The sequence below is a fragment of the Pseudoalteromonas sp. MEBiC 03485 genome, assembly GCF_004195145.1.
Classification (GTDB): Bacteria; Pseudomonadota; Gammaproteobacteria; order Enterobacterales; family Alteromonadaceae; genus Pseudoalteromonas; species Pseudoalteromonas apostichopi.
In genome coordinates this window covers 173,942-199,952 of sequence record NZ_SGBT01000002.1, presented here as the reverse complement: position 1 = coordinate 199,952, position 26,011 = coordinate 173,942, and the positions used below count along the sequence as shown (strand labels likewise).

Below are 26,011 nucleotides of genomic sequence, written 5' to 3'. Positions count from 1 at the left end.
ATGCAACAAGTTATAATGCCAAGCCCCATTGGCGATATTACCATTCAAAGTACATTAAAAGGCGTCAGTTACGTTGGCTTTTACCCAGTAGTTGCGATGCAAACAGAGGCTGTTGATGAGCACACCCTTACACCTATTTTAATATGTATAAGTGAGCTTAATGAATATTTTAATGGTCTGCGTACGCGTTTTACTGTTCCTATTGATACGCAAGGTACAGAGTTTCAAAGGCAAGTATGGCATGCGCTGATGGATGTTGAGTTTGGTCAAAGTAAGAGTTACCAAGAGATAGCACTTGCCATTAATAACCCAAAAGCGGTGCGTGCAGTGGGCGCTGCGAATGGAAAAAACCCGATTAGCATTATTGTGCCATGTCATCGAATTATTGGCGCAAACGGCAAGCTCACAGGCTATGCGGGTGGCCTTGAAAGAAAAGAGTGGTTACTGAAACACGAAGGCTTGTTATAAAACAGCAATTTTACTGGGATAACGCTTGAGGTAATAAGAGTAAGGTAATAGATGATGTTGTCGCGCGATTAGGGTAGCATATTGCGACTTTAAAATTTGGGCAACATCATGGCACAGCTGTACTTTTATTATTCTGCAATGAATGCAGGCAAATCTACCACACTTTTACAATCTGCATTTAACTACCGCGAACGTGGTATGGAACCGGTTATTTTAACAGCGGCTATTGATGATAGAGCAGGTGTTGGCAAGGTGTCTTCACGTATTGGTTTACAGGCTGATGCGCATATTTTTGATGCAGATAAAGATGTATTTGAATTGATCAAATCATTAAATGCAGAGCAAAAGCGCCATTGTATTTTAGTAGATGAGTGCCAGTTTTTATCAAAAGACCAAGTAATGCAATTAACAGATGTGGTTGATGAACTTGGTATTCCGGTACTGTGTTATGGCTTACGTAACGATTTTAGAGGTGAGCTATTTAGTGGTTCACAATACCTACTTGCCTGGGCTGACAAACTAATTGAGTTGAAAACCGTGTGTCATTGCGGTCGTAAAGCTAACCATGTACTGCGTACCGATGAGCATGGTAATGCGATTGCAGACGGTAATCAGGTAGAAATTGGCGGCAACGACCGATATGTATCGGTGTGCCGCAAACATTATAAAGAATCGTTAAATCTCGGCCGCTAATGCCGAGATAAAGCTATCAATATCTTGCTTAGTGACACCTAAATGGGTCACTAGGCGCAGTGGTTTACCTGGCGAAAATAGCATATTTTGCTCTTTTAGCGCATGTGCCACTGCTTTTAAATCGATATGTTCGGCAACATTTGCGTAAACAATGTTGGTATCGATTTGAAAAGTTGACGTATCAAAACCAGCTAACGTGTTTAACTGCTCTGCCAAATACGCCGCATTATCGTGATCCTCAGCAAGCCTTGCTACGTGATGCTCAAGTGCATACTGACCAGCGGCTGCAAGCATACCTGCTTGACGCATACCACCGCCGAGTACTTTACGCCAGCGGCGCGCTTTATCAATCAGTGCCTTGCTACCTAATAATAGTGAGCCAACCGGCGCGCCAAGTCCTTTTGATAAGCAAATAGACACTGAATCAAAATACTGGGTGATTTCAGTGATATCAACACCTAACTTAACCGCAGCGTTATACACACGGGCACCGTCTAAGTGCAGAGCAAGGTTATGTTTATCAACACATTCTCTGGCTTCTTTAAGATATCTAAGCGGGAGAACTTTGCCGCCAATGGTGTTTTCTAAGCTAAGTAATTTAGTTTTAGCAAAGTGAAAGTCATCAGCTTTAATTGCAGCCACAACTTTGTTTAAATCTATGCTGCCATCAGTATTATTTTCAATTGGTTGCGGCTGAATAGAGCCTAATACAGCAGCACCGCCACCCTCAAATTTGTAGTTATGTGCTTGTTGCCCACAAATGTATTCGTCGCCACGTTCACAATGTGCCATCAATGCCAGTAAATTGGCTTGCGTGCCTGAGCTACAATAAAGGGCGCTTTCGAAGCCATGACGCTCAACAGCAAATTGTTCAAGCTGATTAACGCTTGGGTCGTCACCATAAACGTCGTCACCTACTTGGGCGTCATTCATTACCGCGCGCATGGCTGCTGTTGGTTTTGTAACTGTGTCTGAACGAAAGTCGATCATCTTATTATCCTTATACTAGTTCGTTAAGAATGGCTTCGCGGTCGGCTTGGTCAAAATAGCTCCAAGCAATAAAGCGACTAATTTTTTGGCCTTGTGCCATTTTTATAACTTTTACCTCTTTCACATCAAGTGTGCTAAGTAACTTTTTTATATGCGGTAAAGTGTCAGATTTAGAAACAAGTGATGTAAACCAAATACATTGCTCTGCAAACTCTTGGCTCTCAATACACATTTTACTGATAAATTCGCGCTCACCGCCTTCACACCATAGCTCGTTTTGGCGGCCACCAAAATTAAGTACTTTTTGTGGTGCTTTGTTTAGGTTTTTCCATTTACGCTCAGTACCCGCTTTGGCCTGTTGCTCACTGGCATGAAACGGCGGGTTGCATAAAGTTAGGTGGAAGACATCTTTATTCGATATCACGCCCTTAAACATTTTATCGGCGTTGTTTTGCTGCTTAACATTAATTTTCAGGCGGTTAAATTGCACAATTTGTTTAGCAATTTTAACAGACAAGGCATCAATATCTGAGCCTGTGAAGTGCCAGCCATATTCGTGATTACCAGTAAGCGGGTAAATCACATTTGCACCCGTGCCTACATCAAGTACTTTTACTTGCTTACCCGTAGGAATATGACCTTGGTTATCGCTTGCTAATAAGTCGGCTAAGTGATGAATGTAATCCACTCTGCCAGGGACCGGTGGGCAAAGGTAGTTGTCGGGTAAATCCCAAAAATCGATTTTATAATGGCTTTTTAATAACGCTTGGTTGAGGGTTTTAACCGCTAATGAATTGCTGAAATCAATGGTATCAGTGCCCGTTGGCGTTTGCGTTATATAAGGTGTTAGGGCAGGAGTATCTTTGCATAGCAAAGTAAAGTCGTAGCCATTTAAGTGGCGATTTCGCGGATGCATTAAGGAAAACCTATCTGTTAGCAATATCAAAGGTTGATTGTACCAAATAAATCTTTGCTCTGAGTTAGTTTGCGGTGGATATTTTTCTGCAGAATCAGATAGATTTTAGTGTGTAAATAGCTTCGGTTTTGAAGTTATGTATTTACTAAGCAATTACACCTGATCAGGTGCTAACTAAATATTTAATTGATATTTATAACGATAAAATGGTTAGTTCAAAGAGTGTTTTGTTTTTATGGCGTAATTAGTTAAGTTCAATTTTATGCTTGCAATAAATTATTAACCGATAGTGATACTTGAGTACTTCTTAAATGATTGAAATAGAGTATTTAAAATGCCATGTATGGACGAAGAACCAAATGCTTGAATGGCATTTACTCTTTGTTTTTTCAGATGAACATCATATATTTGTTCTATATATGGTATTAGAATCTAAGGTAAATATGAATATTTCATTGGAAGAAATAGACAAATCGAATTACGAATCTGTTTGTGATCTGGATGTGGCAGACTCTCAAGAAGAGTATGTTGCTTGTAATATGTGGTCATTAGTTGAGTCATTTTATAATACAGGTTATACGTGCAGGGCTATTTATAGCGACAATCTACCCGTCGGCTTTTTGATGTGGGTTCAAGAATCTCCTTACAAAATTTCAATTTGGCGGTTTATGGTTGATAAGAGCTATCAGAACAAAGGGATTGGTAGGGAAGCATTAACGCAAGCAATAGATGCTATTAAACAGAGTCCCACTGTTAAAGAAATCGAAATATGTTATGACCCAAAAAACCCTGTAGCTAAAGAATTCTATTCAAGTTTTGGTTTTCAAGAGGTTGGCTTGGACGAAGAAGATGATGATATGTTAGCTATTATTAGACTTTGAATTTTAACTACAATAAATTTTACGGTAAGTTCAGCTTGCCGTTTTTCATTTCTGTTATTTATTTTTTAAAAAATACATAAGTTTTTTTTAAGGTTAGCAAAGTAGAGTGAGATACTAGGTAAAAAATAAACAAGATAATTTATAACTTGTTTATGTTTCAGATCATTAAAGTAACAATGATTGAACGCTACACTAAATCCACGAATTTCAAACGCATATAAACTATGTACTACTGTGAATGCGTTTCTGTACAAACGAGGCATTATGAATTTTAAAAATACAACAACTCATTACAGTACTATTTCAATTGCCTTACACTGGCTTATGTTTATTTTAATTGTGACGGTTTTCGCTAGTATTGAGCTACGTGAATTATTTGATAAAGGTACTGAAACCCGCGATGCTTTTAAAATGTGGCACTTTATGTTGGGCTTATCAGTTTTAGCTTTAGTCGTTGTGAGGATAGTTATGCGTGTATTGGCAGGTCCGATACCCGCAATACAGCCTACGCCTGCTAAATGGCAAGATGCTTTAGCTAAATTAGTACACATTGCGCTTTATGTGTTTATGTTGGCGATGCCAATAGCAGGCTGGTTAATATTGAGTATGTCAGGAAAACCAGTGCCATTTTTCGGTATAGAGCTTCCTGCATTAGCAAGTGAAAACAAAGAGTTGGGTAAGTCTATAAAAGAAATACATGAAACAGTCGGCGAGTTAGGTTATTACTTAATCGGCTTTCATGCCGCGGCTGCATTGTTTCACCATTATATTTTGGCAGATAACACCCTTAAACGTATGTTACGTCCTAAAAAGTAGATACAAGAAAAAAGCTTCTAACCCAAAATAAACTCGGGAAAAGTTCATAAAATGAATTGAAGAGAATTTTATTGGTAAATGAGATAGGTGACGGGGCCGAACAGATTATTTTTACCATACTTAAAATATGCGAATAAGGGTGAAATAAAGCATATCAAATTTAATTCCCAACTCTAAATTTTGTAGTGTCAGAAGGGAGGTAGCAATATGGAAATAAAAAGAGTACACAATGCTAAATGTCATTGTGGCACCGTTGAGTTAGAGCTGATTATGCCTCATGGTTTAGAAGACCCGCGTCGTTGTTCATGTTCCATGTGTCGTAAGCGTGGAGCAATTGCTGCTTCTGTTTTGCTTGAAAACCTGAAAATTATTAAAGGCGAAGATAACTTAACCCTCTATCAATTTAACACCATGGCAGCAAAACACTATTTTTGTAAAACATGTGGAATATATACTCATCATCAAAGGCGTTCTAACCCTCATCAATTTGCAATCAATGTTGCTTGTCTCGATGGTGTTAACCCCTATGATTTAGAGCCAGTTAAAATATACGATGGAATCCATCATCCAAAGGATGAAGTTATCTTATAAATTAAAATATTAGCGAGTATTTTATAAAGCGTTATGCTCGGTTTGCCATTTGATTGCTTCAAATTTAGTGATGGCGGCACATTGAGTTAGGCTTGATATCGGCGCTTTAGAAAAGCGCCGTAAGGTTTAACAATAATGGTTACTTTAGCCCTTTCATACGTCAAAACGGTTCCTTGATTATCATTTCATAATGCTTGCTTTGCTGGATAGACTGGCGTAATTTGATGCTGGTACGATGAGTCTATAAGAATAAAAAGGTCAAACGTGACGATTAAACAAGAATCAGTATTTATCAAACTCGCTGAGAACCAAACTTTACATTTACGCCGTATTAGCAAAACTGATGCGAAGGGCCCTGCGGTGTTTTTTATGCATGGTGCCGTTGAAAATGGCAAAATCTTTTACACTCACAGCAATAAAGGCTTAGCCCCTTTTTTAGCTGAGCATGGTTATACTTGCTATGTGGCTGATTTACGTGGTCGTGGTGAAAGTAAACCTGCGATTTCAAAGCATGCAAACTATGGACAAACTGAGGCTATTTTAGAAGATATCCCCGCATTTCTAGATAAAATTAAACAACTTGAAGGCGAGCCTGCTCGTTATTGGGTTGCTCACTCATGGGGCGGGGTGTTAATGAACAGTGTGTTTGCCCGTTTTCCTGAGTTGATTGATGATGTGAAAGCCTGCGGCTATTTTGGTTCTAAACGGTCTTTGTATAATCATCATCCGAGTAAGTATATTCAAGGTAATTTAATTTGGTATGGCTTGGCACCCTTAGTTGCCCGTAAGCATGGCTTTGTTCCGGCTAAAAAGCTGAAGTGGGGCAGTGATGATGAAACCCGTAAATCACATTATCAAAGTATGCAATGGGCTAAGCGTAAACCTTGGGTCGATACAGACGATGGCTTTGATTACGCCAACGCATTAGCTGATAAGGCACTGCCACCCATTATGCATGTGGCGGGAATTAAAGATAAAGCGCTATGCCAGCCTATTGATATTGAAAAGTTTATGGAAGAGTCGGGCATCGGCAAGCAAACGATGACCATTTATGGCCGTAAATTTGGGCATAAGGTCGATTATGATCACATAAATATGCTTACTCACCCACAGGCGCGTTTTGATCAGTTTGTTGATTTGTTGAATTGGTTTGAGACTCACGCATAAGCGTGTGCATTGCGCTCTCGTAGCGTTTGTATTTCTCTAATGCTTTATCACTTAACGGCTGCCTTACAGCCGTTTTACTGAGCGTTGCCACCGGTTTTTTTGACTTATAAAAATTTAAAAACTGCTTGCTGTACTCAATGTTTAAGAATTTACACAGCGCTGTTAGTGTTTGTTCGCTGTCGCTGACAAGTGCTTCATAGCTTAAATCAAAAATTGCTTCTGGCATTACGTTTTGCCAATGTTCCATTAACTGCTGATACAAATCAAAATACTGTTTAAACTCTGGGAGAGAACAAAAGTAAGGTTCGTTTTCAGCAAAATAGTTGCTAAACACCGACCAAGCAATTGCATCATACTCTCGCTGCATATTAATAAATTTGGCATTAGGAAAGAGTAAGTAAATCAAACCAAGTGACTGATAGTTCGCAGGCAGCTTATTGATCATAAAGGGCCGCACAACTGGCGCTTGTTTTATTCGTTCAATATAAATATTACGGGCATTGTTAATTAGCCCTTGGTTTAGCTCTGCTAAGCAATCTGGGTAGGGGAGCTGTGTTTGTTGTTCAAGATATGCAACAACCTGATTACTGATACTGGCATCTTCACCTAAGCTTGCAAAATCATCATTGCTTGCCAACATTTGTTCTACTAGCGTTGAGCCACTTCTTGGCATACCAATAATAAATATGGGTGTAATGGTGCCTGTGAATGATTTGTCTCTAGCATCTATTAGCTCTTCGGTATTTTGCTCTATTATACGCTGATAAAAAGGCACTAAGTCACTGGTTTTAAACTGAGTAAGTTTTATTTGTAATCTATTTGCTAGGCTGAAGTAGTTAAAGGCTTGCTCTGTATCATTGAGCTGGTCATAACTTTTACCTAGCGCATAATAACACACCATTTTTAAACGTAGGTTATTAGTCAATGTTAAAAATTGATGTAGCTCATTTATGTAATTATGTTCGTTATTAAAGCGGCCAAACTGTACTAATTCAAATAATATGTACGCCGTAACTGGGTAATTTCCCATACTGAGAGCATGCTTTAAAATGCGATAAGCTTTGTCTAACTCACCATAGGTTAAATAATGCTGGGCGAGGTAATAATGCGGTTCAGGATTATGGCTAGCAATTGATTTAGCATATTCAAGTACAGTTAAAGCATCTTGCGGTGAATGCACACCATTGAAGGCATCCGCAAGAGCATGTAAAGGTTCAAGCATATGAGGTAGGCGCTCACAGGCTCTTTGTAAAAGGTAAACCGCGGCATCATAACGCTCTAATCGCAGCGCAATGCGGCCTAATCCAAATAACGCTTCGCCATTTTCAGGATCTGAATCGAGAATGGTTTTAAAATGAAACTCAGCCTCTTTTAGCTTGTTTTCATTTAGTAGTTGATTCGCTTTCTGTAACAGCATAGTAATAGCGGGTTATTTGTTATTTTTATTTACTATAAAACGAAAAAGGCGAAATGTCTTTCGCCTTGGTTAACTATAAATATCCAGAATAAATCCGGGGTATCGACTTTCTAGGTTGATTGCTCAACCTAGAAAGCACTTCTATTAGAAAGTATATGTCGCTTTCACGTAATAGAAGCCACCGTTAATACCATATGGTGAAGTCTCGTAGTATTTACCACCCCAGTTGTTGTTTGGGATACCTGTACTATCGAAGAAATCAAGTTTCTCTGCTTCTTGGTCGAATAAGTTTGTCGCACCAACAGAGAAGCTAAGCTCTTCAGTTAGGAAGTAAGTAACTTCTGCATCAATTGTTACTGCAGCATCAGCTGTTTTGGCTGTTGCATCGTAATCTACGTGAACGCCTTGGTATTCGCCATAGTAGTTAACACGTGTAAACGCCGAGAAGTTCTCCCATTGTTGTGCCCAGCTAAGCGTTGCACGGTGGTTTGGTAAGTCATTTTCTAAACGGCTTACTTTAAATTCACCTGTAATTGGGCTCGACTTAGTTACTTCGGTGTCGTTCCAGTTGTACGCTAAGCTAAATGTTGAGCTGCCACCTAACAATTCAGTTGAATAGTTAGCAACCGCATCTACACCTTGTGTCGTTGTGTCAAAGTCATTTGTGAAGAAGCTAACTTGCGCTAAGTTTTGTACATTAGGTACACCAGCTGCTTCAAGTGTGTCTTTGTCTGCTTGGCTTAACTCAATTTTATCTGATTGACTGATACGGTCATCAACTTGAATGTTGTAGTAATCAATGGTGAAGAATAAGTCGCCAAGGGTCCATACTGCACCAAATGTGTAGCTTTGTGACTCTTCAGGTTGTAACTCTGTACCACCTAGTTGCACAGCAATTGGGTTTGTTGGTGGTAAAAGAGCCGAGTCAACTAGAACACCGCTGCTTAAGTTAGTTTGAACGTTACTTACGTTTGCTTGACCAACCGTTGGCGCACGAAAACCTGTACTGATTGAACCACGAATGTTCAAGTCTTCAGTTAAGTGATATTGACCAGTTAATTTGTAGTTAGTTGTCGAACCAAATGTGTCGTAGTCTTCATAGCGCAGTGCTAAGCCCATTAAGAAGTCTTCTGTAAATGGTGCTTCAACATCAACATATGCTGCATAGTTACGGCGAGTATATTCGCCAGCATCAGATGGTTTGAAACCAGGGAAACCGTTCGAGCCGATACCAAAACCTTGTTGAGTTAATGGACCCGCTGTAAAAGATGCCACATCACCAGCGACAACAGTGAAGGTTTCTTCATGCCATTCAAGACCACCAGCAACGTTAACGTCGTAGGCTAAACCAAAGTCAAAACCTTTTGATAAATCAGCGTTGAAGTTTTTCTCTAACTGAGAATATTTACCAGGGCTAAAGTCACGAGGGCTTTCTGGGCCTAATGATGCATTGATTGTGTCGTAGATGAAGTAACGAGATTCGTTGTAACCAACTGTACCGCTTAAGTCATAGTAAGCACCTTCAAGGAAACCAGATGTGATTTCACCTTTAGTACCAATTGTTAAAGCAGTATCTGTAATATTACCACCGAAGTTAGGTGTAAAACCGCCAGGTAGCATTTCGTTAAACGCAAAACAGTCTGGGTTGTTAGCAACTAGATCAATGTATCTTTGGTTATCTAAGACGTTATCATCAATCATGATGTCGGTAGGACAGTTACCGCTCATATCGCCTGTTAAATCACCAACAAGGAGTGTTTCACCGCCGTCATTTGAGTAAACACCTGGACGAGTGTGTGGGTTACGATAGTAGAAACCACCTCGTACATCACGCTCAGAGTAGTTACCAAACATATAGAATTCAGATGAATTGCTTAATTCAAGGCCAATGTTACCAAAGATTGAAATATCGTCATCGACTTCAGGTGCACCCCAAACTTGAGCAAGAGAAGAAACTTCTGGCACGCCTGCAGCGTTAAGTGCTGCTGCATCAGGACGTTGCACTGAGCGACTTGTAGCATCCGCAGTTTTATATTGGAAGCTTAAGTTAGCAAAACCGCTATCAGTAAATGGAAGACCCACATTACCTGAAATTTGTGTTGTGTCGCCATCACCTTCGTAGTATTCACCCTTACGGATTTCGAAAGAACCGCCTTCAGAGGCATCTTTTAAAACAAAGTTCATTACACCTGCGATTGCATCAGAGCCGTACTGAGCTGCAGCACCGTCACGAAGTACTTCTACTTGTTTTAGAGCAATACTTGGAATAACTGAGATATCGGCACCTTGAGCACCATCGTTGATACCACCACCCAAGAATGCGATAACAGAAGCACGGTGACGACGTTTACCATTAACAAGCACTAAAGTGCTGTCTGATGGAAGACCACGAAGGTTAGCTGGACGTACAAGTGACGCAGCATCACTAATTGGGTTTTGGTGAACGTTAAAAGAAGGAACAGAGCCTTTTAAAAGCTCTAGCATGTCAGTGTTGCCACCTTTATCTAGCTCTTCACCACCAATGATATCAATTGGTACAGGTGAATCACCAATTGAACGTGGTGCTGAACGAGTACCTACTACGGCAATTTTTTCTACATTTTTGTTAACTTTAGTTTCTTCAGCTGCTTGTTCTGCAGCAACAACCGAACCCGACACAAACAGGCCTGCTGTTGTTGTCGCTAAAGCAAATTTAATTGCTTGTTGTAGCGCATTATTTTTGAATTTCATTCTGACTTCCCCAGTTAGAATATTTGTGATTATGTCACCGAAGCTAAATGTTAAACTTGGTGTAAATCTCTTATACATCCTGTAAATTTATTTTGCAAATTGTTAATGTCATGTTGTTTGTTGGTTTTTTTGTGATTGTTTATTGCTCGTTTTTTGATTATGTCTATGAAATCAATGGGGATAATTTATTCCTTATTCTTCTTGTTCATGTAAGAAAATATATAAAATATCTAAAAATATTTTAAAAAAGGAATTTTTTGAGTGAATTTTAAGCAGGATTGGGTATGGAGTAGTCTATTGAGCTTGTTGCGGATTGCTGTTTAATTGCCACTGTTTTAATTTTTCTCGGTATTCATCCCATACACAGGGACAACAGCTACCACCACCACAACATTCATCTGGGGCTGGCTTTTGGGGTTTAGGCTCAGCCTGTTGTTTGGGTGTGTTCATTTTTAATACTGAAAAATAATTAGTACTAGAGTTTTAAGAATAAAACAAAACCTAATATAAGTAAATTATACTTTGTGAACGTCGCCTGCTGTGTGAAAATAACCTAATGCGATTATATAAAGTTATTCATAGAGCCCCGTTCCGAGTGGCTAAAATTACCAAAAAGCGTCAGACCCTACGTTTTAAGCGTGCTATGGTAGCACTTAAAATCGCACTTGCCCAAGAAAAGCAAGAAACAAAAGAGATGCTTCATATCTATAGACGATACACCCAAGGGCAAGCTACTAAAGAAGAATTGCATACTGCTAATGAGCAATTCTTAGATATTTTGAAAGGACTTGGCTTAGGGGTATTTGCTGTATTGCCCTTTGCACCTATTACGATTCCTTTGGTTGTAAAACTGGGTCAATGGGTTGGTGTTGATGTGCTACCTAGCTCATTCAATATCAATAAGTCGATTAAAGAGCTTGATCAACAAGTAGAAAAAGAAGAAAAAGAGAACCAAAACAAAGACTGATTAGGTTTTGATTATCTAATTTTGCCTATACCTTTTGTACCAAGATATTGGTATGCTTAAATACCTTTTCTTTATATCGAGTCGTTTAATGAGTTCATTAATTCGCCATTCTTCTACGGGAATTCCCCTGTCATTTATCGCTAAAGCTGACCTATCAACCTGGTTAACCGAGCAGCCGCAAGCCTTACAAAATTGGCTAACAAATTGTGATTTCAAAAACAAAGGCATGGCCTTAATTGCTGATAGCGAATCGGGTTCACTTGAGCATGTGTATTGCTTAGTTAATGATTTGCAGGACTTTTGGTTGGCAGGTGACTTATCAACTAAACTGCCTGCAGGCTGTTATCAAATTCAAGGTGATGACAAATTTGTAGAACAAGTAGCGCTGGGTTTTGTGTTAGGTGGTTACGAGTTTAGTGAATATAAAGAAAAACCATCGCCACGTGCCACACTAGCTATTAAAGATGAAAGCTTAGTTAAGCGTTTATCGCAGCATGCAAGTGCAATTAATTTAGTGCGTGATTTAGTTAATACGCCTGCTGCAGATATGATGCCGCAACACCTATCACAAGTGATGGCTGATTTAGCCGACACCTTTGATGGAGAGTTTAGCGAGTGGGTTGGTGATGAGCTATTAGAACAAAATTACCCAACGATCCATATGGTTGGTCGTGCCTCTGAGAATAAACCTCGCTTACTTGATTTAACTTGGGGCGCAAAAGATGCTCCACAAATTACCTTAGTTGGTAAGGGGGTTTGCTTTGATTCTGGCGGTTTAGATCTCAAACCAAGCTCAGGTATGCGTAATATGAAAAAAGACATGGGCGGTGCCGCGCATGTTATTGGTCTTGCGCAGTTAATTATGGCTGCTAACTTACCAATTCGCTTACGTGTACTGGTACCTGCTGTTGAAAATGCGGTTTCTCGAAATGCATTTAGACCTGGTGATGTGATCAAAACTCGTAAAGGGATCACAGTAGAAATTGATAACACTGACGCTGAAGGTCGTTTAGTGCTGTGTGATGCACTTGCTGAAGCACAAAACGATAACCCCGATCTTATCGTTGACTTTGCAACCCTTACCGGTGCTTGTCGTGTAGCCCTAGGTACTGAATTACCAGGCTTTTTCGCAAATAACCGTGAAGTGGCTAACAAATTGATGGATGCAGGCGAAAGCTGCCATGATCCTGTTTGGCAACTGCCGTTATTTGATCAATACAAGCCATTATTAAAAAGTGATGTAGCTGATATTGCTAACTGTGCGTCGACTCCATTTGGTGGTGCGATCACTGCAGCGCTTTATTTAAAAGAGTTCATTGAGCCAAGCACCCCTTGGGTCCACTTTGATGTAATGGCTTGGAACTTACGTGCATTACCAGGTCGTCCTACTGGTGGTGAGGCACTGGGTATTCGCGCTGTATTTAACTATCTACAAGACCGTTTCCAATAAATTAGAGCTGATATAACTCTAATGGTAAATCATCGGGATCAGCAAAAAACGTAAATTGCTTCCCGGTGATTTCATCCACTCTTATTTCTTCAACCTTGATACCTTTTTCTTCTAAATAGAGTTTAGATTTTGTAATATCAGCAACATTAAACGCTAAATGGCGAAGTCCTTGTGCTTCTGGGTAACTTGGTCTTTTAGGGGCTGCGGGAAACGAAAATAGCTCCAGTTGACTGCCATCTGGTAGTGCTAGATCTAGTTTATAAGAGTCACGTTCAGCGCGGTATAGTTCGTTAATTACCGGAAGTTTTAATATTTCACTATAAAAGTGCTTCGACCTCTCGTAGTTGCTACAGATGATTGCAGCGTGGTGTATACCTAATAGTTCCATGGTCGATTCCTTTTATGCTCATAAAAAAACGCGGACTAAGCCGCGCTTTTCTATTAATGAGTGCAGCTTTTTATTCTGCCGCTTTACATGCCGCAACAGCCGGTGCAACAAGTTCAAGACCTGTTTTATCACACTCAGGTAGAGCTGCATCAGACACTGCAATTGGTGTCACCCGATCGCCCCATTTAATGTAACTTGCAGCCCACGTTAAGCCTGCACCAAATGCTGCTGACATAATATTTGAGTTTGGCTTGATTAGGCCTTTCTCAACAGCTTCACAAATTGCAATCGCAATTGTAGCAGCAGAAGTATTACCATAGTCGGCAATGTTCACCATTACTTTTTCGTCAGCTACTTTCAAGCGTTGTTGAATGGCTTGAATAATACGTAAATTAGCTTGGTGAGGAACTAATACATCAATATCATCAAGATCTAACTGTGCTTGGTTTAGCACGTCATCACAGGCTTCACTCATACCTTTAACTGCACGTTTGAAGATTTCACGTCCTTCGAATAATAAATTAGACGGACCAATTGGTTCGTATTTATTTAAGTCGCTACCAAAGTTTTCGATATGCAAAATATCACGATCTTCACTGTCACAACCTGTTTTCGTTGCGAGTAAACCTGATGGTGTATCTGAGGCTTCTAATACAACTGCACCCGCACCATCACCAAATAATACAGCACTGTCGCGACGAGCCCAGTTGATGTACCAAGTCATGCGTTCAGCTGCAATAACTACGGCTTTTTTGATCATACCTGAACGAATTTGTGCTGTAGCAGCTTGTAATGCATATAAAAAGCCTGAACATGCAGCATTAGTGTCCATTGCTGCTGCGCCTACCGCACCAATGTTTTTTTGCACTAAAGACGCCGTATTTGCCACCATAGTTGATGGTGTACAAGTCGCAAGAATCACAAGGTCAATGTCTTTACCTTCAACACCTGCACATGCAAGCGCGTGTTTTGCTGCGACAGTTGCTAAATCGGCAGTAGAAACATGGCTGACACGGCGAGATTTGATGCCTGTACGTGTTGTTATCCATTCATCATTGGTATCAACAATATTGCTAATTTCATCATTGCTGATGCTTGCTGGTGGTATACATTTACCCCAGCCAGTAATTTGGGCATAAGACATAATGTGTTCTCTTTATGTGGTCAGACTTGTTAAATTTTTCCGAAGTTATATCAAAAATCACTTGTTAACACTAGTTCATTGCTGCGCTACGTCGTAAATAATGGCATTTACTCAGCATTTAAGTTAAACCTAGTATAAAAAAGAGGCGATTATGAAAAAAATAAACCTAAAAATAAGCACATTATCGGTACTGACTTTATTATCTGCGTTTACGGTTCATGCTCAAACCACCATAATCCATGCTGGGAAAATGCTAGTTGGCACTGATCAAGATGTCAAAGAGCAGCAAACACTGGTTATTGAAGATAGTAAAATTGCAGCAATCAAAGCTGGTTTTCTAACAAAACAACAGTTAAAGCTCAGTGACGCAGACGTTATTGATTTAAAAAATCAGATGGTATTGCCGGGTCTGATTGATATGCACGTTCATGTTACCTTTGAGCGAGATGCAAAACGTAACCCACACCAATGGGCAACTGAATACGAAGCAGATTATGCACTGCGTTCTTTAAAGTACTTAAAACGCACGGTAGAAGCGGGTTTTACCTCTGTGCGCGACCTTGGCAGCAGTTATCAAGTTATCTTTCCATTAAAGCGAGCGGTTGAACGTGGCGATATTGTTGGTCCGCGCATTTTTGCTGCAGGCGATATGATCACACCGACCGGTGGCCACGGTGACATGCATGGTTATCGCCGTGATATTACCAAGGCAACAGAAGGGGGTGGTTTGGGTGTCTGTGATGGTGCTGACGACTGTACTCGTGCAGTGCGCGATGTAATAAAAAGTGGTGCTGATGTGATTAAAATTACTGCGACAGGTGGTGTTTTAAGTAATACAGCTGCAGGGGTTAATCAGCAATTTACTGATGAAGAGCTCAGTGCCATTGTCAACACCGCCCATCATTTAGGTCGTAAAGTCACCGCTCATGCTCATGGTACGGAAGGTATAAAAGCTGCACTTAGAGCGGGTGTCGACTCAATCGAACATGGCTCTTTTTTAGATAAAGACACAGTTAAATTATTTAAAAAGCAAGACGCGTATTTAGTCCCTACTTTGTTAGCTGGTGCAACAGTAAAAGAAGAAGTGCTAAACAACCCGAATATGCCAAAAGCCATTGCTGATAAAGTAGAAATCGTAGCGCCAAAAATGGAAGCGTCTTTTAAATTAGCTTTAAAAAACAAAGTTAAAATAGCCTTTGGTACAGACTCAGGGGTATCTAAGCATGGTGATAATGCCAAAGAATTTGAGTTATTAGTAAAATATGGCATGACACCAAAGCAGGCAATTAAATCAGCCACCGTTGAAGCTGCTAAACTATTAGGTCAAAGTGATAGCCTTGGTGACTTGAGTGTTGGTAAACAAGCAGATATTATCAGCGTTAATATGAATGTACTTGATAACATTAGCGAACTTAGTCAGGTTCAGTTTGTTATGAAGGACGGTAAAGTGCTCAAACAGTAAGGGTTACTATGGGCGGTAAAATTAAAGAGACGTTATTTAATCATTTGATTGATGCAGAGCGACAGTTGCTTGAGCCAGAAGTGCGGCAATCTACTGAAGCGCTTGATGCATTACTTGATGATGATTTTATTGAAATAGCCGCCGATGGCACGTCTTTTAATAAGTTCCAAGTATTAACCCGTCTGCCAACTGAGGTGGTGCCGCAATTTTACAATCAACATTTTAAAGGTCGTATGCTCAGTGAGAATATTGCACAACTAAGCTATCAAGCGGCCTTTAGACGCTCTGCCCGCTCTGAATTTAACTATTCAGTTCGCATGTCACTGTGGCGTTTTAATGGTAAACAATGGCAAATGGTGTTTCATCAGGGAACGCCTTGTGCTGTTTTTACAATTTCAATGGACGATGATTAAGCCTTAAAGAGTCCGCTATGCAAACCGATCCGGCGATTAGTCGCCTACTAATTTTGAGAAGCGCCGCAATAGCTGTGCAGTTTGTTGCTGTGATTGCAGTGTATTTTCTATTTGAATACCAAATACCTTTACTGCCGTTACTTGCTGTTATTTGTGTTGAAGCAATTTTTCAGCTGTTAAGTATATTAGCTTATCGAAAAGTAACAAAAGCTAAACCTGCTGCTGTGTTGATGCAATTAACTGCTGATTTGCTGTTTTTAACTATTTTACTCTCGTTAAGCGGCGGGGCAACCAATGCGTTTGTTTCATTATTGCTGTTGCCAATAATGATAGCTGCAGTGTCTGTTAATGCCAAAGGACTTGCTTATACCGCTGTGTTGGCAATCGCAGCTTACAGTTTTTTACTGATACGAATGCCTGAGCACACCATGCATCAAATGCAAATGACACACCATTTTATTGGTATGTGGATTAACTTTGTTATTAGTGCAATTGTAATCGCGTTTGTAATTGGCACATTAAATAGTACCTTAAGAGCTAGAGAAGCCACCATTGCACGTACCCGTGAACAGCAGCTGAGGCATGAGCAGTTATTAACTCTCGATGGCGCTGCAGCACAAGTGACACACCAACTAGCGACACCAATCGCAAACTTACAGCTTTTATTTGAAGAGTTGCAAGAGCAACAAGCTGATGATCCTATTGTCCAAGAAATGGCTAAACCATTAGCACAATGTAAAGAACAGCTTGAGTACTTTAGAGCACTATCAAATGCATTAAGAACCGGTCAAACACAGCAGGTGATCAGCGCGGATACATTACAAAATACCATTCAAGATGCTATGACCCTGCATTTTCCAGAGCAAAGCATACATTGGCAAAATGATGCACCAGAATGCTCTATTTTAAGTGACGCCATGCTGTTACCAGCTATTTTGAATTTACTACAAAATGCTGTTTCAGCGAATAATCAGAGCCAACAAAACATCATAGAAGCTGATTGGCAAATAGATAATCAACAACTTTCTTTATCATTGCGTGATTTCGGTCAAGGCTTTAGCGAGCAACAAATGGCATCATTAGGTGGTCAGCTAATGCCAAGTAGCGGCGGAATGGGGATGGCAGTCATGTTATCTAATGCGACTTTAGAGCGCTTAAATGGCTCATTAACACTGTGCAATCACCCGCAGCAAGGTGCAATTGCAATGGTTAGTTTAAAAATTGTATGAAACTTTTAATTATTGAAGACGATGTAAATCTTGCCACCACACTTGCAAGGCGCTTTACAAAGCAAGGCTTTACATGTGAACTGGCTCATAACAGTGAACAAGCATTACAAAAATTAGCCACTTTTGAAGCAAGTCACTTTTTAGTGGACTTGAAACTTGGCGATGATAATGGCCTCGCATTAATTAAACCAATTAGAGCTCAATTTCCAACAGCGCGCATTGTATTGCTCACAGGTTTTGCCAGTATCGCCAGTGCGGTTGAAGCAATACGTTTAGGAGCTAATGATTACTTACCAAAACCTGTTGATTTTAATGCATTAATAAGAACCATTTTAGGTAATACAGAGACGAGTCAATCACTGGATGACACAAAGCCAAACCAGATTATGTCACCAGAGCGACTTGAGTGGGAGCATATTCAGCATGTATTGCATAGCAATAATGGCAATATCTCCGAGACAGCACGCCAACTCAATATGCATCGAAGAACTTTACAACGTAAATTACAGAAAAAACCCGTACAACAATAAAATGATTGTTTAATAAACTGAAACAATGATTAAATTAATGCTAAAGTATTAATTTAATGCAAATAGGTACAAAACTCGACCTCTTTGATTTGCTGCATTGCTGATCGTTAACTAAAGTCAAAATAACCCTGTTAGTTGTATGAGTCTGGCGTATGCATTTTTCAGAACTTAATTTCTTCGCGATATTTTTTGCTGCCCTTGCATCTTTCCTATTGGGCGCTGTGTGGTATTCTCCTTGGCTTTTTAAACGAATTTGGATGGAGAGCTGTGGCTTAACTGAACTTGACCTACAGAGCATTAACCCGTTTATGGTGTTTGGTGGCAGCTTTGTTTTATGTTGTTTAATTGCTTTTAGTTTATCGTTATTTATTGGTGCAAATGTCAATGTAGGGGTGGCTGTTGGCACTGGCTTTATTATTGGTTTATGTTGGGTCAGCTGTGCTTTGGGAATTGGTTATATCTTTGAACAGCGACCATTAAAGTTGTTTTTAGTTAATGCAAGTTATTCAATATTACAGTTTTCTGTTATTGGCTTAGTTTTGGGGCTCTGGCCTTAACATGTTAAAGTATGCTTTTAGTTTAGTAATGTAGTTGTAATGGCAAAACCAAACAAAAAAGGCCCGACTAAAACTGTCGATATTTTTTGCTCACAATGTAAAAGCCAATTGTTTAAATACCGCAAAGGTGGAAAAGGGGCGTTGGTTAAATGTTTTGTCGAACGTATTAGCCAAGACTTTACCAACGAAACCGGTATTTGTCCTGACTGCCAACGTCAATTCGCCCGCCAGACCATGATCCGTGGCACACCTGCTCTAAAAATCATTGGTGGTAAGGTGACGCATAAGTAGCAATTAAAATACGGACATTTATCCTCGTTTATTCCTCATGCTCTGATACTATTAGCCGGTTTGCTGTTTCAATGAATGAAAACAACCCTCCCCATGGATTGGGCCAGTTGTATGGGTATAAACACATGAACAAAATGGACTCACGCACGTGATAGCACTTTTATTTGATATTATTGGCATGACAGGCACATTCTTAGTGGTTGGTGCTTTCTTTTTATTGCAACTGAATAAAGCATCGCCAACCGGCCTTGTGTATAACATGATGAACTTAACCGGTGCAATTCTGTTACTGATTAGTCTTTGTTATAACTTTAACCTTGCTAGTTTTGTTATCGAAATTTTCTGGATAGCGGCGTCACTTATTGGTTTATATAAGTACATCAAAGCAAAGCGCACTGGTAATGTTGAAACAGCATAATTAAGTTTGGTGCACCAAAACAGATTTTCTTAAAACCCATTTACAGTTGAAAATGGGTTTTTTTGTATCTACTTCCGAGAACTCTTCAACTAAAGCTATAAAAACATTGCAAGCTTGCCAATCTTTTGTATTAATAGTGTAAACAATGTGTTGCTGTTGCAGCATAGACTATTAGTACAGGTAAGTCGCAACGTGAAGTTTTTAAGATGTTCAGCACTTTTTTCAATTGCAGTTGCCTCAACCATTCCATTGGTTGCAAACGCGACTGAAGAGCAAGACTTATTCTCTTTAAGTTTTGAAGACTTGCTTGACGTTCAAGTTGATATTGCTAGCAAAACCAACGAAACCTTGTCCTCTGTTCCCTCAACCATGAGTGTATTTAGTCGTAAACAAATTCAAGCACTTGGTGTTGATAACGCCTATGAAGTAATGAACTTTGTGCCTGGTATGCAATCAACCCGGGGGGATTGGGTCGGTGCAGTGCCTAAAGATCATGCTCGGGGTGTTTATCTAGATAGTGGCAATGTACTGGTGATGATCAATGGTGAACGAGTCAATGAATCATCATTCGGTAAAGCCTCTGTTTACATGCCTTATATTCCCATTGAAGTCATCGAAAAAATTGAGTTTATTCGCGGCCCTGGCTCGGCGCTGTATGGCAGTAATGCGTTTTTAGGGGTCATGAATATTGTTACCTCTAAAGAGCGAAATACTATGCAACTTGTGGTTGGTAATAATGGTCGCTATGGCGCAACAGGGCAGTTTAATAGCTCCTTTAGTGATGATACATTACTCTTTGCGAGTTTTTCTTATGATCAAAAAGACGGCGAAAGCTATCCGCAAGGAGTAAAAGATCCTCTTGAAGCGATATATCTAGAAGCGGGTGTTGATTATAAAAAGCTTAAATTACGAGCTCGTTACAACGAAACATCCCTTGATGAGTTTTTAAACCTTGCTGGCTATTCAACGCAGAACCAACATAGCAGTGATAACACCTTTGTTGGCATTAAATATAACTGGGTTAACAACGATAAGCTAAAGCTAGATTCTAGTTACTCATACACAAAGCATAATATCTCTAGCGCTGGTCTAATCGCTGAATTTGACGATATACCTGACTTTTTCCTCGGTCCAGAATGGCAAACAACCGATAGTAAATTTGAAACGGAATTGAGTTATCAATTTGATAATCAATGGCAGCTTGCCGCAGGTGTTGAATATGCAGAGGCTAAGCAAGTAAAAGCAGGGGTACGTACCAATTACTATGATGATGAGTCTATGTTAGTCATTATTGACCCCGCTTATTATCAGCAAGGTATCGTGACTGTGATGGACTTTCCTGAATTTGCGCCACTTAAATATACTTTCGAAACATATAGTGCGTATGGGCAGTTAAAAATACCTTATTCAGAGGCACTTACTTTATTTATAGGGGCACGCTATGACGATGTGAAAGACATCGACAGTAAACTTTCGCCTCGTCTTGCGGGTGTTTATGTTATAAACCCAGAGCATACCGTTAAAGTGCAATATGGCGAATCGTTTAGAACCCCGGTTACTAATGAGCTTTTTTCAAATGATGATGTCACCGTAGGTAACCCATCACTTCGCTCTGAATCAGTAAAAACCACTGAGCTTGTTTGGCATTATCAAACTTCAGAGTTACAAGCTAATGCCGTATTTTTTTATAATGAACTCAATGACTTTATAAACATTGAGCCAACGCAATCTAATGATGCCTTATTTACTTTTGCAAACTCATTTAATACTCAAAACAGTGGTATCGAGCTTGATGGCACTTGGCAATCAAGTAAAGAGTTCTCTGTAACGGGCACTTACACGCAATACTTTGAAGATCCAATTAATGCGAGCTTTAAGCGTTTCGCAAGCTTAGTTAGCAGCTACAACTTATCTGACAGCTGGCAAGTAAGTTTAAACTTATTATGGCGTGATAAAGTTGAGGTAAGTTCAGTAACTGGTGCTCACTTCAAACAGTCTGCCTATAGCTTATTAGGTGGCAGTTTAAAATGGCAAGTAAACGCAAAGAGCCAGTTAACGTTAAAAGCAGAAAATCTGTTAGGCAAGAAATATAACGTGTTTGACCCACGTATGGACAATGGCGCTGTCGCTGGTACAACAGAAGAATTATCGTTACACTACCAGTTTAATTTCTAGTTGCGCTGCTCACAAAGGTTTGAATGTCGTCATTAAGTAAAAAGTTAGTTATTGCAGGTGCAATGCTTTTATTGTTGCTTGTGTTAGTTTTTTACGTTGGGCGAGCCCATGATTATCAGCAGGCAGAGCAACAAAGCCGTGTTCAAGCGACTCAGTTAAGTCATTACTTCTCCAGTGAATTAGCCCGATTTAAAACAATTCCTACCTTAGTGAGTGCTAATGATTTAGTTAAATCCTTTGTGATTAAGCAAGGTATAGGCGAACAAGCCGTTAATTATTATTTAGAAGATATTCAACGTGCCAGCGGTGCATCAGATGTCTATTTAATGGATTTATCAGGTTCGGTCGTGGCAAGTAGTAACTGGCAAGTTGATTACACCTTTTTGGGAAGTAATTTTGCTTTTCGGCCTTATTTTTATTTAGCCAAGCAAGGTGGGAAAGTTGCCTATTTTGCTTTAGGCATGCGCTCAAGTGAGCGCGGTATTTATTTTTCAGAGCCTGTTATAGATAAAGGGAAAGTCATTGCCGTTGTAACATTAAAGGTTAATGCTAAAAAGTTTGAGCAAGACCGCCAACTACTTAATGCATCAGATAGCACCCATTTTTATATCACTTTAGAAGACAGTGTAATTGTGATGTCAGATGTTGCTGACTGGCGTTTAAAATCTCTTAAGCCCCTCAATGATGCACAAATGGCTGCTTTAATTAAGTCACGCCGATACTTGTCTCATAAACCGAGCTTACTTGCCCATAATCACAAGCCTTTAAGTAAACAAACCGCGCAGCAAAACATTCAGCTTGATGGCAAACAAGCGCGCTTTATTAGTGCCATCGAAACAATAGACATTATAAACGCTAAAGCCAGTGTGTTGGTGGATGTGACAAATGTGGAGCTTGCACAAATTCCAAGGCTTCTTTGGTTTAGTGTGTTTTATGCCATTGCTGTGGTGCTTATTCATATGGCAATGGTACGATTTGCTGGTTATAAAAAACTACTTTTTTCAAGGCATAGTCTTGAGCAAGAAGTGATTGAACGAACCCAAGCGCTCGAAAAAGCTCAAAAAGCACTGATCCAAACAGCTAAATTGGCCACGATAGGCCAATTAAGTGCAGGCATTAACCATGAAATAAACCAACCTTTGAGTGCCATGAATACCTACTTAGTAAGTACAAAAAGGTTACTTATGAAAGGCAATATTGAACAAGCTGGCGAAAATTTAGTGCTAGTACAGTCGTTAATAGAGCGTGTTCATAAAATTGTTGCTCAGTTAAAGCATTTTAGTAAACCGGCGCAAACTCAATTGAGGCAGCAAAGCTTAGCGAGTATGTTAAAGAATGCTTTAATGATTGCCAGCGCTCAACTTAAGCAAGATGATATCGAGGTAAAAGCCAGTGATATTGACGCAAACATAACCGTGTGGGTCGACAGCGTGAAGTTTGAACAAGTCTTGGTAAACGTAATCACCAATGCCAGCCAAGCGATGAGTGAATCAGAAAAGCGCGAATTGAGTTTTGAACTTGAACTATTTGACGACCGTGTGAAGCTATCGATTCTTGATACGGGTCCAGGCATTGATCAACATGCATTAGGTAATATTTTTGAGCCTTTTTATAGTACTAAAACCAGTAATGGTTTAGGGCTTGGTTTATCTATTTCACGACAAATTATAGACTCATTTAATGGTCGACTATCGGCTCACAACCGTCCTGAAGGCGGGGCACAATTTATAATAACCTTACAAACTAATAAGGAACAATCATGAGTGTAGTTGCAACTACCTGTAATCAGGTAATTGTTATTGATGACGAAGCGGTGATCCGCGATTCATTAAAGCAACTGCTTGAAATTGAGGGTTATCAAGTTCAGTGTTTTAGCGAACCTACAGCTGCACTTTCAAAACTGGGTCGTCGTTTTGAGGGAATTGTGCTTAGCGACATAAATATGCCAAAAATGGATGGTTTGGAGTTTTTAGAGCAAGTAAAAGCGTTTGATAGTGAACTGCCGGTTATATTTCTTACCGGTTTTGCTGATGTATCTGTTGCGGTTAAAGCTATGCAGTTAGGGGCTTATGATTTATTTGAAAAGCCGCTTACTGAGCAATTGTTAGATTGTATTGCGCGTGCTTCAGAAAAACGGGCTTTAGTGATGGAAAACCGCGCCTTGAAAATTGCGGTAGAAAAAACTTCTGCACCCGGTGTGCGTATTTTAGGTGAAACAGAGCAAATGCAACAAATGATGCATTTACTTAATGCTGTAATTGATACTCCCGCCGATGTGCTTATAGAAGGTGAAACAGGTACAGGTAAAGAGTTAGTTGCTCGTTACTTGCACGATCAAAGTAACAGATCAGCGGCTAATTTCGTAGCGATAAACTGTGGTGCAATTCCTGAGCAATTAATTGAAAGTGAGTTATTTGGGGCGGCAAGTGGGGCTTACACCGGTGCAACGCAATCTCGCCAAGGTAAATTTGAATTTGCTAAAGGAGGTACCGTTTTTTTAGATGAAATAGAGTCAACGCCTGCAAGTTTACAAGTCAAGTTACTTAGGGTGCTTGAAGAGAGAAAAGTCACGCCTGTAGGCGACAACCACGCCATTGATTTAGATGTACGCATTGTTGCTGCTACAAAAGTTGATTTGATGACCTTGGTAGAAGCAGGTGAGTTTAGAGCCGATCTTTATTATCGATTAAACTTAGTTAAAGTGAGTATTCCTGCATTACGCGATAGAAAAGCCGATATTCCATTACTTTTTAAACACTTTAGCTCAATTGCTGCAACACGCTTTCATAAGCCACCTGCACCACTTAGTAGTGAAGCAAAACAGCGACTACTTGCTTATGATTGGCCAGGTAATGTGCGAGAACTTAGAAATCAGGCCGAACGTGCAGTATTGCTAGGCTCTGATTTAGCATTTGCTTCATACAACGACGCAAACAATGAAAACGAACTAGCTCAGGACCTAAGCCTAGCTGAGAAAATCAGCTTTTATGAGCAATCACTGATTGAAGAAGCGTTAGAGCGTAACAACGGTAGCATTAAAGACACTATGGTCACTTTGCAAATTGCTCGTAAAACCCTTTACGACAAGATGACTAAATACGGTATTAATCGGGAAATGTTTAAAGACTAACCAGTACATCTACAGTTAATTAAAGATAATGGGTGGAACAGGTGACAACACAATCTTAAAAATGTGTGGAGATCCACCCATAAAACTCAGCCTCCACTAAGCCAATGAAGTTAATGTTTTGTTATTTATAGTTTTTTTATAAATTAACTAAGTTGGCAACCTACTTGCCTTAACAGTTAGGAACAACAATTTGAACCTAATAAGGGGCGCATAATGACAACAATATTCACTCATAACAAAACACGCGTAGCAGCGGCTGTGATTTTAGCGAGCACAGCGGGCTCAGCAATGGCAGCAGATTACGCTGTATATGGTAAAGCAGAAGTTCAAATAGCAAACACAGATACTGGCGTTATGCGCTATGCAGATGAAGGCACTCAAATTGAAGCACCTTTTTCTCGTATTGGTATTAAAGGTAGTCATAAACTAACTGAATCGCTAAAAGCGGTATTCAAATACGAAGTGCAAGTAAAAGGCTTCGAGCATGACGATACCAGTGAACCATTTTCTGCTCGTAATACCTACTTAGGTCTAGCAGGTGATTTTGGTGAAGTCGTTGTGGGTCGTAACGATACTCGTTTTAAATACTCAGAAGGTAAAGTTGACGGTTTTAACGAAACGCAAGCTGATATTGCCCAGTTGATCCCTGGTCAAGACCGTATTGGTGATACAATTACCTATAGCTCAAAAACCTATGGTGGCGCATCGCTTGCGCTAACTTATGCACCAAAAGATGACAGTAGCAACGATGAAGATGGTTTTGCTGCAACCGTTATTTATGGTGACCGTGCATTAAAATCAAAAGATTACTATTTAGCTATCAGCCATGTTGATGCACTTAACAAGTTGACTGCAAGCCGTGTGGTTGCAGCATGGAAACATGAAAACCTACAACTTGCGGGCTTATTCCAACGCAGTGAATCAACAGATGGAAGTAAAGAAGGTAATGGCTATGCACTCAGTGCAAGCTATGCTATCGATAAATGGGTATCTAAGCTTCAGTACGTTAAAGATGACTCAAAAATTCGCCATGCTGAAGAAGGTAAACAATGGACAGCAGGTGTTGATTATGTTTTTGATAAACAAACCACAGCCTACTTATTCTATACTGATTTAGATTTAGAACTTGAATCAGACAACAGCGTTGCAATTGGCCTTAAATACAAGTTCTAAGGAATAGGTATGTCA

Annotated in this window: 26 protein-coding genes; 19 read left to right on the top strand and 7 right to left on the bottom strand. The window is 39.9% G+C overall.

The genetic code is table 11. The annotated features are described in order from the left end of the window. Positions 1–468, top strand: a complete 468-nt coding sequence (locus EVU92_RS17750) for a methylated-DNA--[protein]-cysteine S-methyltransferase (protein ID WP_205987955.1) — start codon at positions 1–3, stop codon at positions 466–468. 108 nt (positions 469–576) lie between these two features. Beyond that, positions 577–1,161, top strand: coding sequence for a thymidine kinase (locus EVU92_RS17745; RefSeq protein WP_058584247.1), 585 nt, complete (start codon positions 577–579; stop codon positions 1,159–1,161). On the opposite strand, the gene ltaE is transcribed toward EVU92_RS17745, so the two are convergent. Together ltaE and rlmF are read right to left on the bottom strand one after the other, a co-directional pair. Further along, the gene (ltaE, locus tag EVU92_RS17740) at positions 1,144–2,151 is read right to left on the bottom strand and encodes a low-specificity L-threonine aldolase (protein ID WP_130052492.1); all 1,008 of its coding nucleotides are present in this window, start codon (positions 2,149–2,151) and stop codon (positions 1,144–1,146) included. The two genes, EVU92_RS17745 and ltaE, sit on opposite strands and share 18 nt — an antisense overlap. 10 nt (positions 2,152–2,161) lie before the next feature. Then, the gene (rlmF, locus tag EVU92_RS17735) at positions 2,162–3,067 is read right to left on the bottom strand and encodes a 23S rRNA (adenine(1618)-N(6))-methyltransferase RlmF (protein ID WP_130052491.1); all 906 of its coding nucleotides are present in this window, start codon (positions 3,065–3,067) and stop codon (positions 2,162–2,164) included. 443 nt (positions 3,068–3,510) lie between these two features. Here rlmF and EVU92_RS17730 point away from each other — a divergent pair, with 443 nt between their 5' ends. The 4 genes from EVU92_RS17730 to EVU92_RS17715 all read left to right on the top strand — a co-directional run bounded on the left by EVU92_RS17730 (position 3,511) and on the right by EVU92_RS17715 (position 6,522). Continuing rightward, complete coding sequence (locus tag EVU92_RS17730) at positions 3,511–3,948, top strand: GNAT family N-acetyltransferase (protein ID WP_130053015.1); 438 nt, start codon at positions 3,511–3,513, stop codon at positions 3,946–3,948. A gap of 264 nt (positions 3,949–4,212) precedes the next feature. Next, the gene (locus tag EVU92_RS17725; protein WP_130052490.1) at positions 4,213–4,764 is read left to right on the top strand and encodes a cytochrome b; all 552 of its coding nucleotides are present in this window, start codon (positions 4,213–4,215) and stop codon (positions 4,762–4,764) included. Positions 4,765–4,971: 207 nt separating this feature from the next. Beyond that, positions 4,972–5,355, top strand: a complete 384-nt coding sequence (locus EVU92_RS17720) for a GFA family protein (protein WP_130052489.1) — start codon at positions 4,972–4,974, stop codon at positions 5,353–5,355. A 264-nt stretch (positions 5,356–5,619) separates the two neighbouring features. Further along, positions 5,620–6,522 carry an alpha/beta fold hydrolase gene (locus EVU92_RS17715; RefSeq protein WP_130052488.1) on the top strand — a complete coding sequence of 301 codons (903 nt, stop codon included), beginning with the start codon at positions 5,620–5,622 and terminating at the stop codon, positions 6,520–6,522. Here EVU92_RS17715 and EVU92_RS17710 read toward each other — a convergent pair. The 3 genes from EVU92_RS17710 to EVU92_RS17700 form a co-directional block, all read right to left on the bottom strand. After that, positions 6,455–7,939: a sulfotransferase gene (locus EVU92_RS17710; protein WP_130052487.1), complete on the bottom strand. Its 1,485-nt coding sequence runs from the start codon at positions 7,937–7,939 to the stop codon at positions 6,455–6,457. The two genes, EVU92_RS17715 and EVU92_RS17710, sit on opposite strands and share 68 nt — an antisense overlap. A gap of 144 nt (positions 7,940–8,083) precedes the next feature. After that, a complete protein-coding gene (locus EVU92_RS17705; RefSeq protein WP_130052486.1) occupies positions 8,084–10,669 on the bottom strand; it encodes a TonB-dependent receptor in 2,586 nt (861 codons plus the stop codon). A 294-nt stretch (positions 10,670–10,963) separates the two neighbouring features. After that, positions 10,964–11,119: an oxidoreductase-like domain-containing protein gene (locus EVU92_RS17700; protein WP_130052485.1), complete on the bottom strand. Its 156-nt coding sequence runs from the start codon at positions 11,117–11,119 to the stop codon at positions 10,964–10,966. Between the two features lie 106 nt (positions 11,120–11,225). On the opposite strand from EVU92_RS17700, the gene EVU92_RS17695 reads away from it, so the two are divergent. Both EVU92_RS17695 and EVU92_RS17690 read left to right on the top strand, forming a co-directional pair. Continuing rightward, on the top strand, positions 11,226–11,636 hold the full coding sequence (locus EVU92_RS17695) for a hypothetical protein (RefSeq protein WP_130052484.1): 411 nt from the start codon (positions 11,226–11,228) through the stop codon (positions 11,634–11,636). 88 nt (positions 11,637–11,724) lie between these two features. Then, positions 11,725–13,086 (top strand): leucyl aminopeptidase family protein, encoded by a 1,362-nt coding sequence (locus EVU92_RS17690; protein WP_130052483.1) that lies wholly within the window; start codon positions 11,725–11,727, stop codon positions 13,084–13,086. Position 13,087: 1 nt separating this feature from the next. Here EVU92_RS17690 and EVU92_RS17685 read toward each other — a convergent pair whose 3' ends face one another. After that, positions 13,088–13,474 (bottom strand): VOC family protein, encoded by a 387-nt coding sequence (locus EVU92_RS17685; RefSeq protein WP_130052482.1) that lies wholly within the window; start codon positions 13,472–13,474, stop codon positions 13,088–13,090. 70 nt (positions 13,475–13,544) lie between these two features. After that, positions 13,545–14,618, bottom strand: a complete 1,074-nt coding sequence (locus EVU92_RS17680; protein ID WP_130052481.1) for a ketoacyl-ACP synthase III — start codon at positions 14,616–14,618, stop codon at positions 13,545–13,547. Positions 14,619–14,766: 148 nt separating this feature from the next. On the opposite strand from EVU92_RS17680, the gene EVU92_RS17675 reads away from it, so the two are divergent. The 11 genes from EVU92_RS17675 to EVU92_RS17625 all read left to right on the top strand — a co-directional run bounded on the left by EVU92_RS17675 (position 14,767) and on the right by EVU92_RS17625 (position 25,996). Then, the gene (locus EVU92_RS17675) at positions 14,767–16,080 is read left to right on the top strand and encodes an amidohydrolase family protein (RefSeq protein ID WP_239977782.1); all 1,314 of its coding nucleotides are present in this window, start codon (positions 14,767–14,769) and stop codon (positions 16,078–16,080) included. An 8-nt stretch (positions 16,081–16,088) separates the two neighbouring features. Next, entirely contained in the window at positions 16,089–16,493 is a 405-nt protein-coding gene (locus EVU92_RS17670) for a DUF4440 domain-containing protein (protein ID WP_130052479.1), read from the top strand. A 17-nt stretch (positions 16,494–16,510) separates the two neighbouring features. Next, positions 16,511–17,722, top strand: coding sequence for an ATP-binding protein (locus EVU92_RS17665; RefSeq protein ID WP_130052478.1), 1,212 nt, complete (start codon positions 16,511–16,513; stop codon positions 17,720–17,722). After that, the gene (locus EVU92_RS17660; protein ID WP_130052477.1) at positions 17,719–18,252 is read left to right on the top strand and encodes a response regulator; all 534 of its coding nucleotides are present in this window, start codon (positions 17,719–17,721) and stop codon (positions 18,250–18,252) included. Before EVU92_RS17665 ends, EVU92_RS17660 begins: the two co-directional genes overlap by 4 nt. A 152-nt stretch (positions 18,253–18,404) precedes the next feature. After that, positions 18,405–18,809 (top strand): DUF1761 domain-containing protein, encoded by a 405-nt coding sequence (locus tag EVU92_RS17655; RefSeq protein WP_130052476.1) that lies wholly within the window; start codon positions 18,405–18,407, stop codon positions 18,807–18,809. Between the two features lie 39 nt (positions 18,810–18,848). Next, complete coding sequence (locus tag EVU92_RS17650) at positions 18,849–19,100, top strand: hypothetical protein (protein WP_130052475.1); 252 nt, start codon at positions 18,849–18,851, stop codon at positions 19,098–19,100. 148 nt (positions 19,101–19,248) lie between these two features. After that, positions 19,249–19,518 (top strand): hypothetical protein, encoded by a 270-nt coding sequence (locus EVU92_RS17645; RefSeq protein WP_054552127.1) that lies wholly within the window; start codon positions 19,249–19,251, stop codon positions 19,516–19,518. A gap of 192 nt (positions 19,519–19,710) precedes the next feature. Beyond that, the gene (locus tag EVU92_RS17640; RefSeq protein ID WP_240701335.1) at positions 19,711–21,693 is read left to right on the top strand and encodes a TonB-dependent receptor; all 1,983 of its coding nucleotides are present in this window, start codon (positions 19,711–19,713) and stop codon (positions 21,691–21,693) included. A 23-nt stretch (positions 21,694–21,716) separates the two neighbouring features. Further along, the gene (locus EVU92_RS17635) at positions 21,717–23,456 is read left to right on the top strand and encodes an ATP-binding protein (RefSeq protein WP_130052474.1); all 1,740 of its coding nucleotides are present in this window, start codon (positions 21,717–21,719) and stop codon (positions 23,454–23,456) included. Continuing rightward, positions 23,453–24,823 carry a sigma-54 dependent transcriptional regulator gene (locus tag EVU92_RS17630; protein ID WP_130052473.1) on the top strand — a complete coding sequence of 457 codons (1,371 nt, stop codon included), beginning with the start codon at positions 23,453–23,455 and terminating at the stop codon, positions 24,821–24,823. Before EVU92_RS17635 ends, EVU92_RS17630 begins: the two co-directional genes overlap by 4 nt. Positions 24,824–25,036: 213 nt before the next feature. Beyond that, complete coding sequence (locus EVU92_RS17625; protein ID WP_130052472.1) at positions 25,037–25,996, top strand: porin; 960 nt, start codon at positions 25,037–25,039, stop codon at positions 25,994–25,996. Positions 25,997–26,011 lie beyond the last annotated feature (15 nt).

What these genes read in the sequence shown, in the direction of transcription:
- EVU92_RS17750 (WP_205987955.1), top strand. Translation starts at nt 1, where the DNA reads ATGCAACAAGTTATAATGCCAAGCCCCATTGGCGATATTACCATTCAA.
- EVU92_RS17745 (WP_058584247.1), top strand. Translation starts at nt 577, where the DNA reads ATGGCACAGCTGTACTTTTATTATTCTGCAATGAATGCAGGCAAATCT.
- ltaE (WP_130052492.1), bottom strand. Translation starts at nt 2,151, where the DNA reads ATGATCGACTTTCGTTCAGACACAGTTACAAAACCAACAGCAGCCATG.
- rlmF (WP_130052491.1), bottom strand. Translation starts at nt 3,067, where the DNA reads ATGCATCCGCGAAATCGCCACTTAAATGGCTACGACTTTACTTTGCTA.
- EVU92_RS17730 (WP_130053015.1), top strand. Translation starts at nt 3,511, where the DNA reads ATGAATATTTCATTGGAAGAAATAGACAAATCGAATTACGAATCTGTT.
- EVU92_RS17725 (WP_130052490.1), top strand. Translation starts at nt 4,213, where the DNA reads ATGAATTTTAAAAATACAACAACTCATTACAGTACTATTTCAATTGCC.
- EVU92_RS17720 (WP_130052489.1), top strand. Translation starts at nt 4,972, where the DNA reads ATGGAAATAAAAAGAGTACACAATGCTAAATGTCATTGTGGCACCGTT.
- EVU92_RS17710 (WP_130052487.1), bottom strand. Translation starts at nt 7,939, where the DNA reads ATGCTGTTACAGAAAGCGAATCAACTACTAAATGAAAACAAGCTAAAA.
- EVU92_RS17705 (WP_130052486.1), bottom strand. Translation starts at nt 10,669, where the DNA reads ATGAAATTCAAAAATAATGCGCTACAACAAGCAATTAAATTTGCTTTA.
- EVU92_RS17700 (WP_130052485.1), bottom strand. Translation starts at nt 11,119, where the DNA reads ATGAACACACCCAAACAACAGGCTGAGCCTAAACCCCAAAAGCCAGCC.
- EVU92_RS17695 (WP_130052484.1), top strand. Translation starts at nt 11,226, where the DNA reads ATGCGATTATATAAAGTTATTCATAGAGCCCCGTTCCGAGTGGCTAAA.
- EVU92_RS17690 (WP_130052483.1), top strand. Translation starts at nt 11,725, where the DNA reads ATGAGTTCATTAATTCGCCATTCTTCTACGGGAATTCCCCTGTCATTT.
- EVU92_RS17685 (WP_130052482.1), bottom strand. Translation starts at nt 13,474, where the DNA reads ATGGAACTATTAGGTATACACCACGCTGCAATCATCTGTAGCAACTAC.
- EVU92_RS17680 (WP_130052481.1), bottom strand. Translation starts at nt 14,618, where the DNA reads ATGTCTTATGCCCAAATTACTGGCTGGGGTAAATGTATACCACCAGCA.
- EVU92_RS17670 (WP_130052479.1), top strand. Translation starts at nt 16,089, where the DNA reads ATGGGCGGTAAAATTAAAGAGACGTTATTTAATCATTTGATTGATGCA.
- EVU92_RS17665 (WP_130052478.1), top strand. Translation starts at nt 16,511, where the DNA reads ATGCAAACCGATCCGGCGATTAGTCGCCTACTAATTTTGAGAAGCGCC.
- EVU92_RS17660 (WP_130052477.1), top strand. Translation starts at nt 17,719, where the DNA reads ATGAAACTTTTAATTATTGAAGACGATGTAAATCTTGCCACCACACTT.
- EVU92_RS17655 (WP_130052476.1), top strand. Translation starts at nt 18,405, where the DNA reads ATGCATTTTTCAGAACTTAATTTCTTCGCGATATTTTTTGCTGCCCTT.
- EVU92_RS17650 (WP_130052475.1), top strand. Translation starts at nt 18,849, where the DNA reads ATGGCAAAACCAAACAAAAAAGGCCCGACTAAAACTGTCGATATTTTT.
- EVU92_RS17635 (WP_130052474.1), top strand. Translation starts at nt 21,717, where the DNA reads ATGTCGTCATTAAGTAAAAAGTTAGTTATTGCAGGTGCAATGCTTTTA.
- EVU92_RS17630 (WP_130052473.1), top strand. Translation starts at nt 23,453, where the DNA reads ATGAGTGTAGTTGCAACTACCTGTAATCAGGTAATTGTTATTGATGAC.
- EVU92_RS17625 (WP_130052472.1), top strand. Translation starts at nt 25,037, where the DNA reads ATGACAACAATATTCACTCATAACAAAACACGCGTAGCAGCGGCTGTG.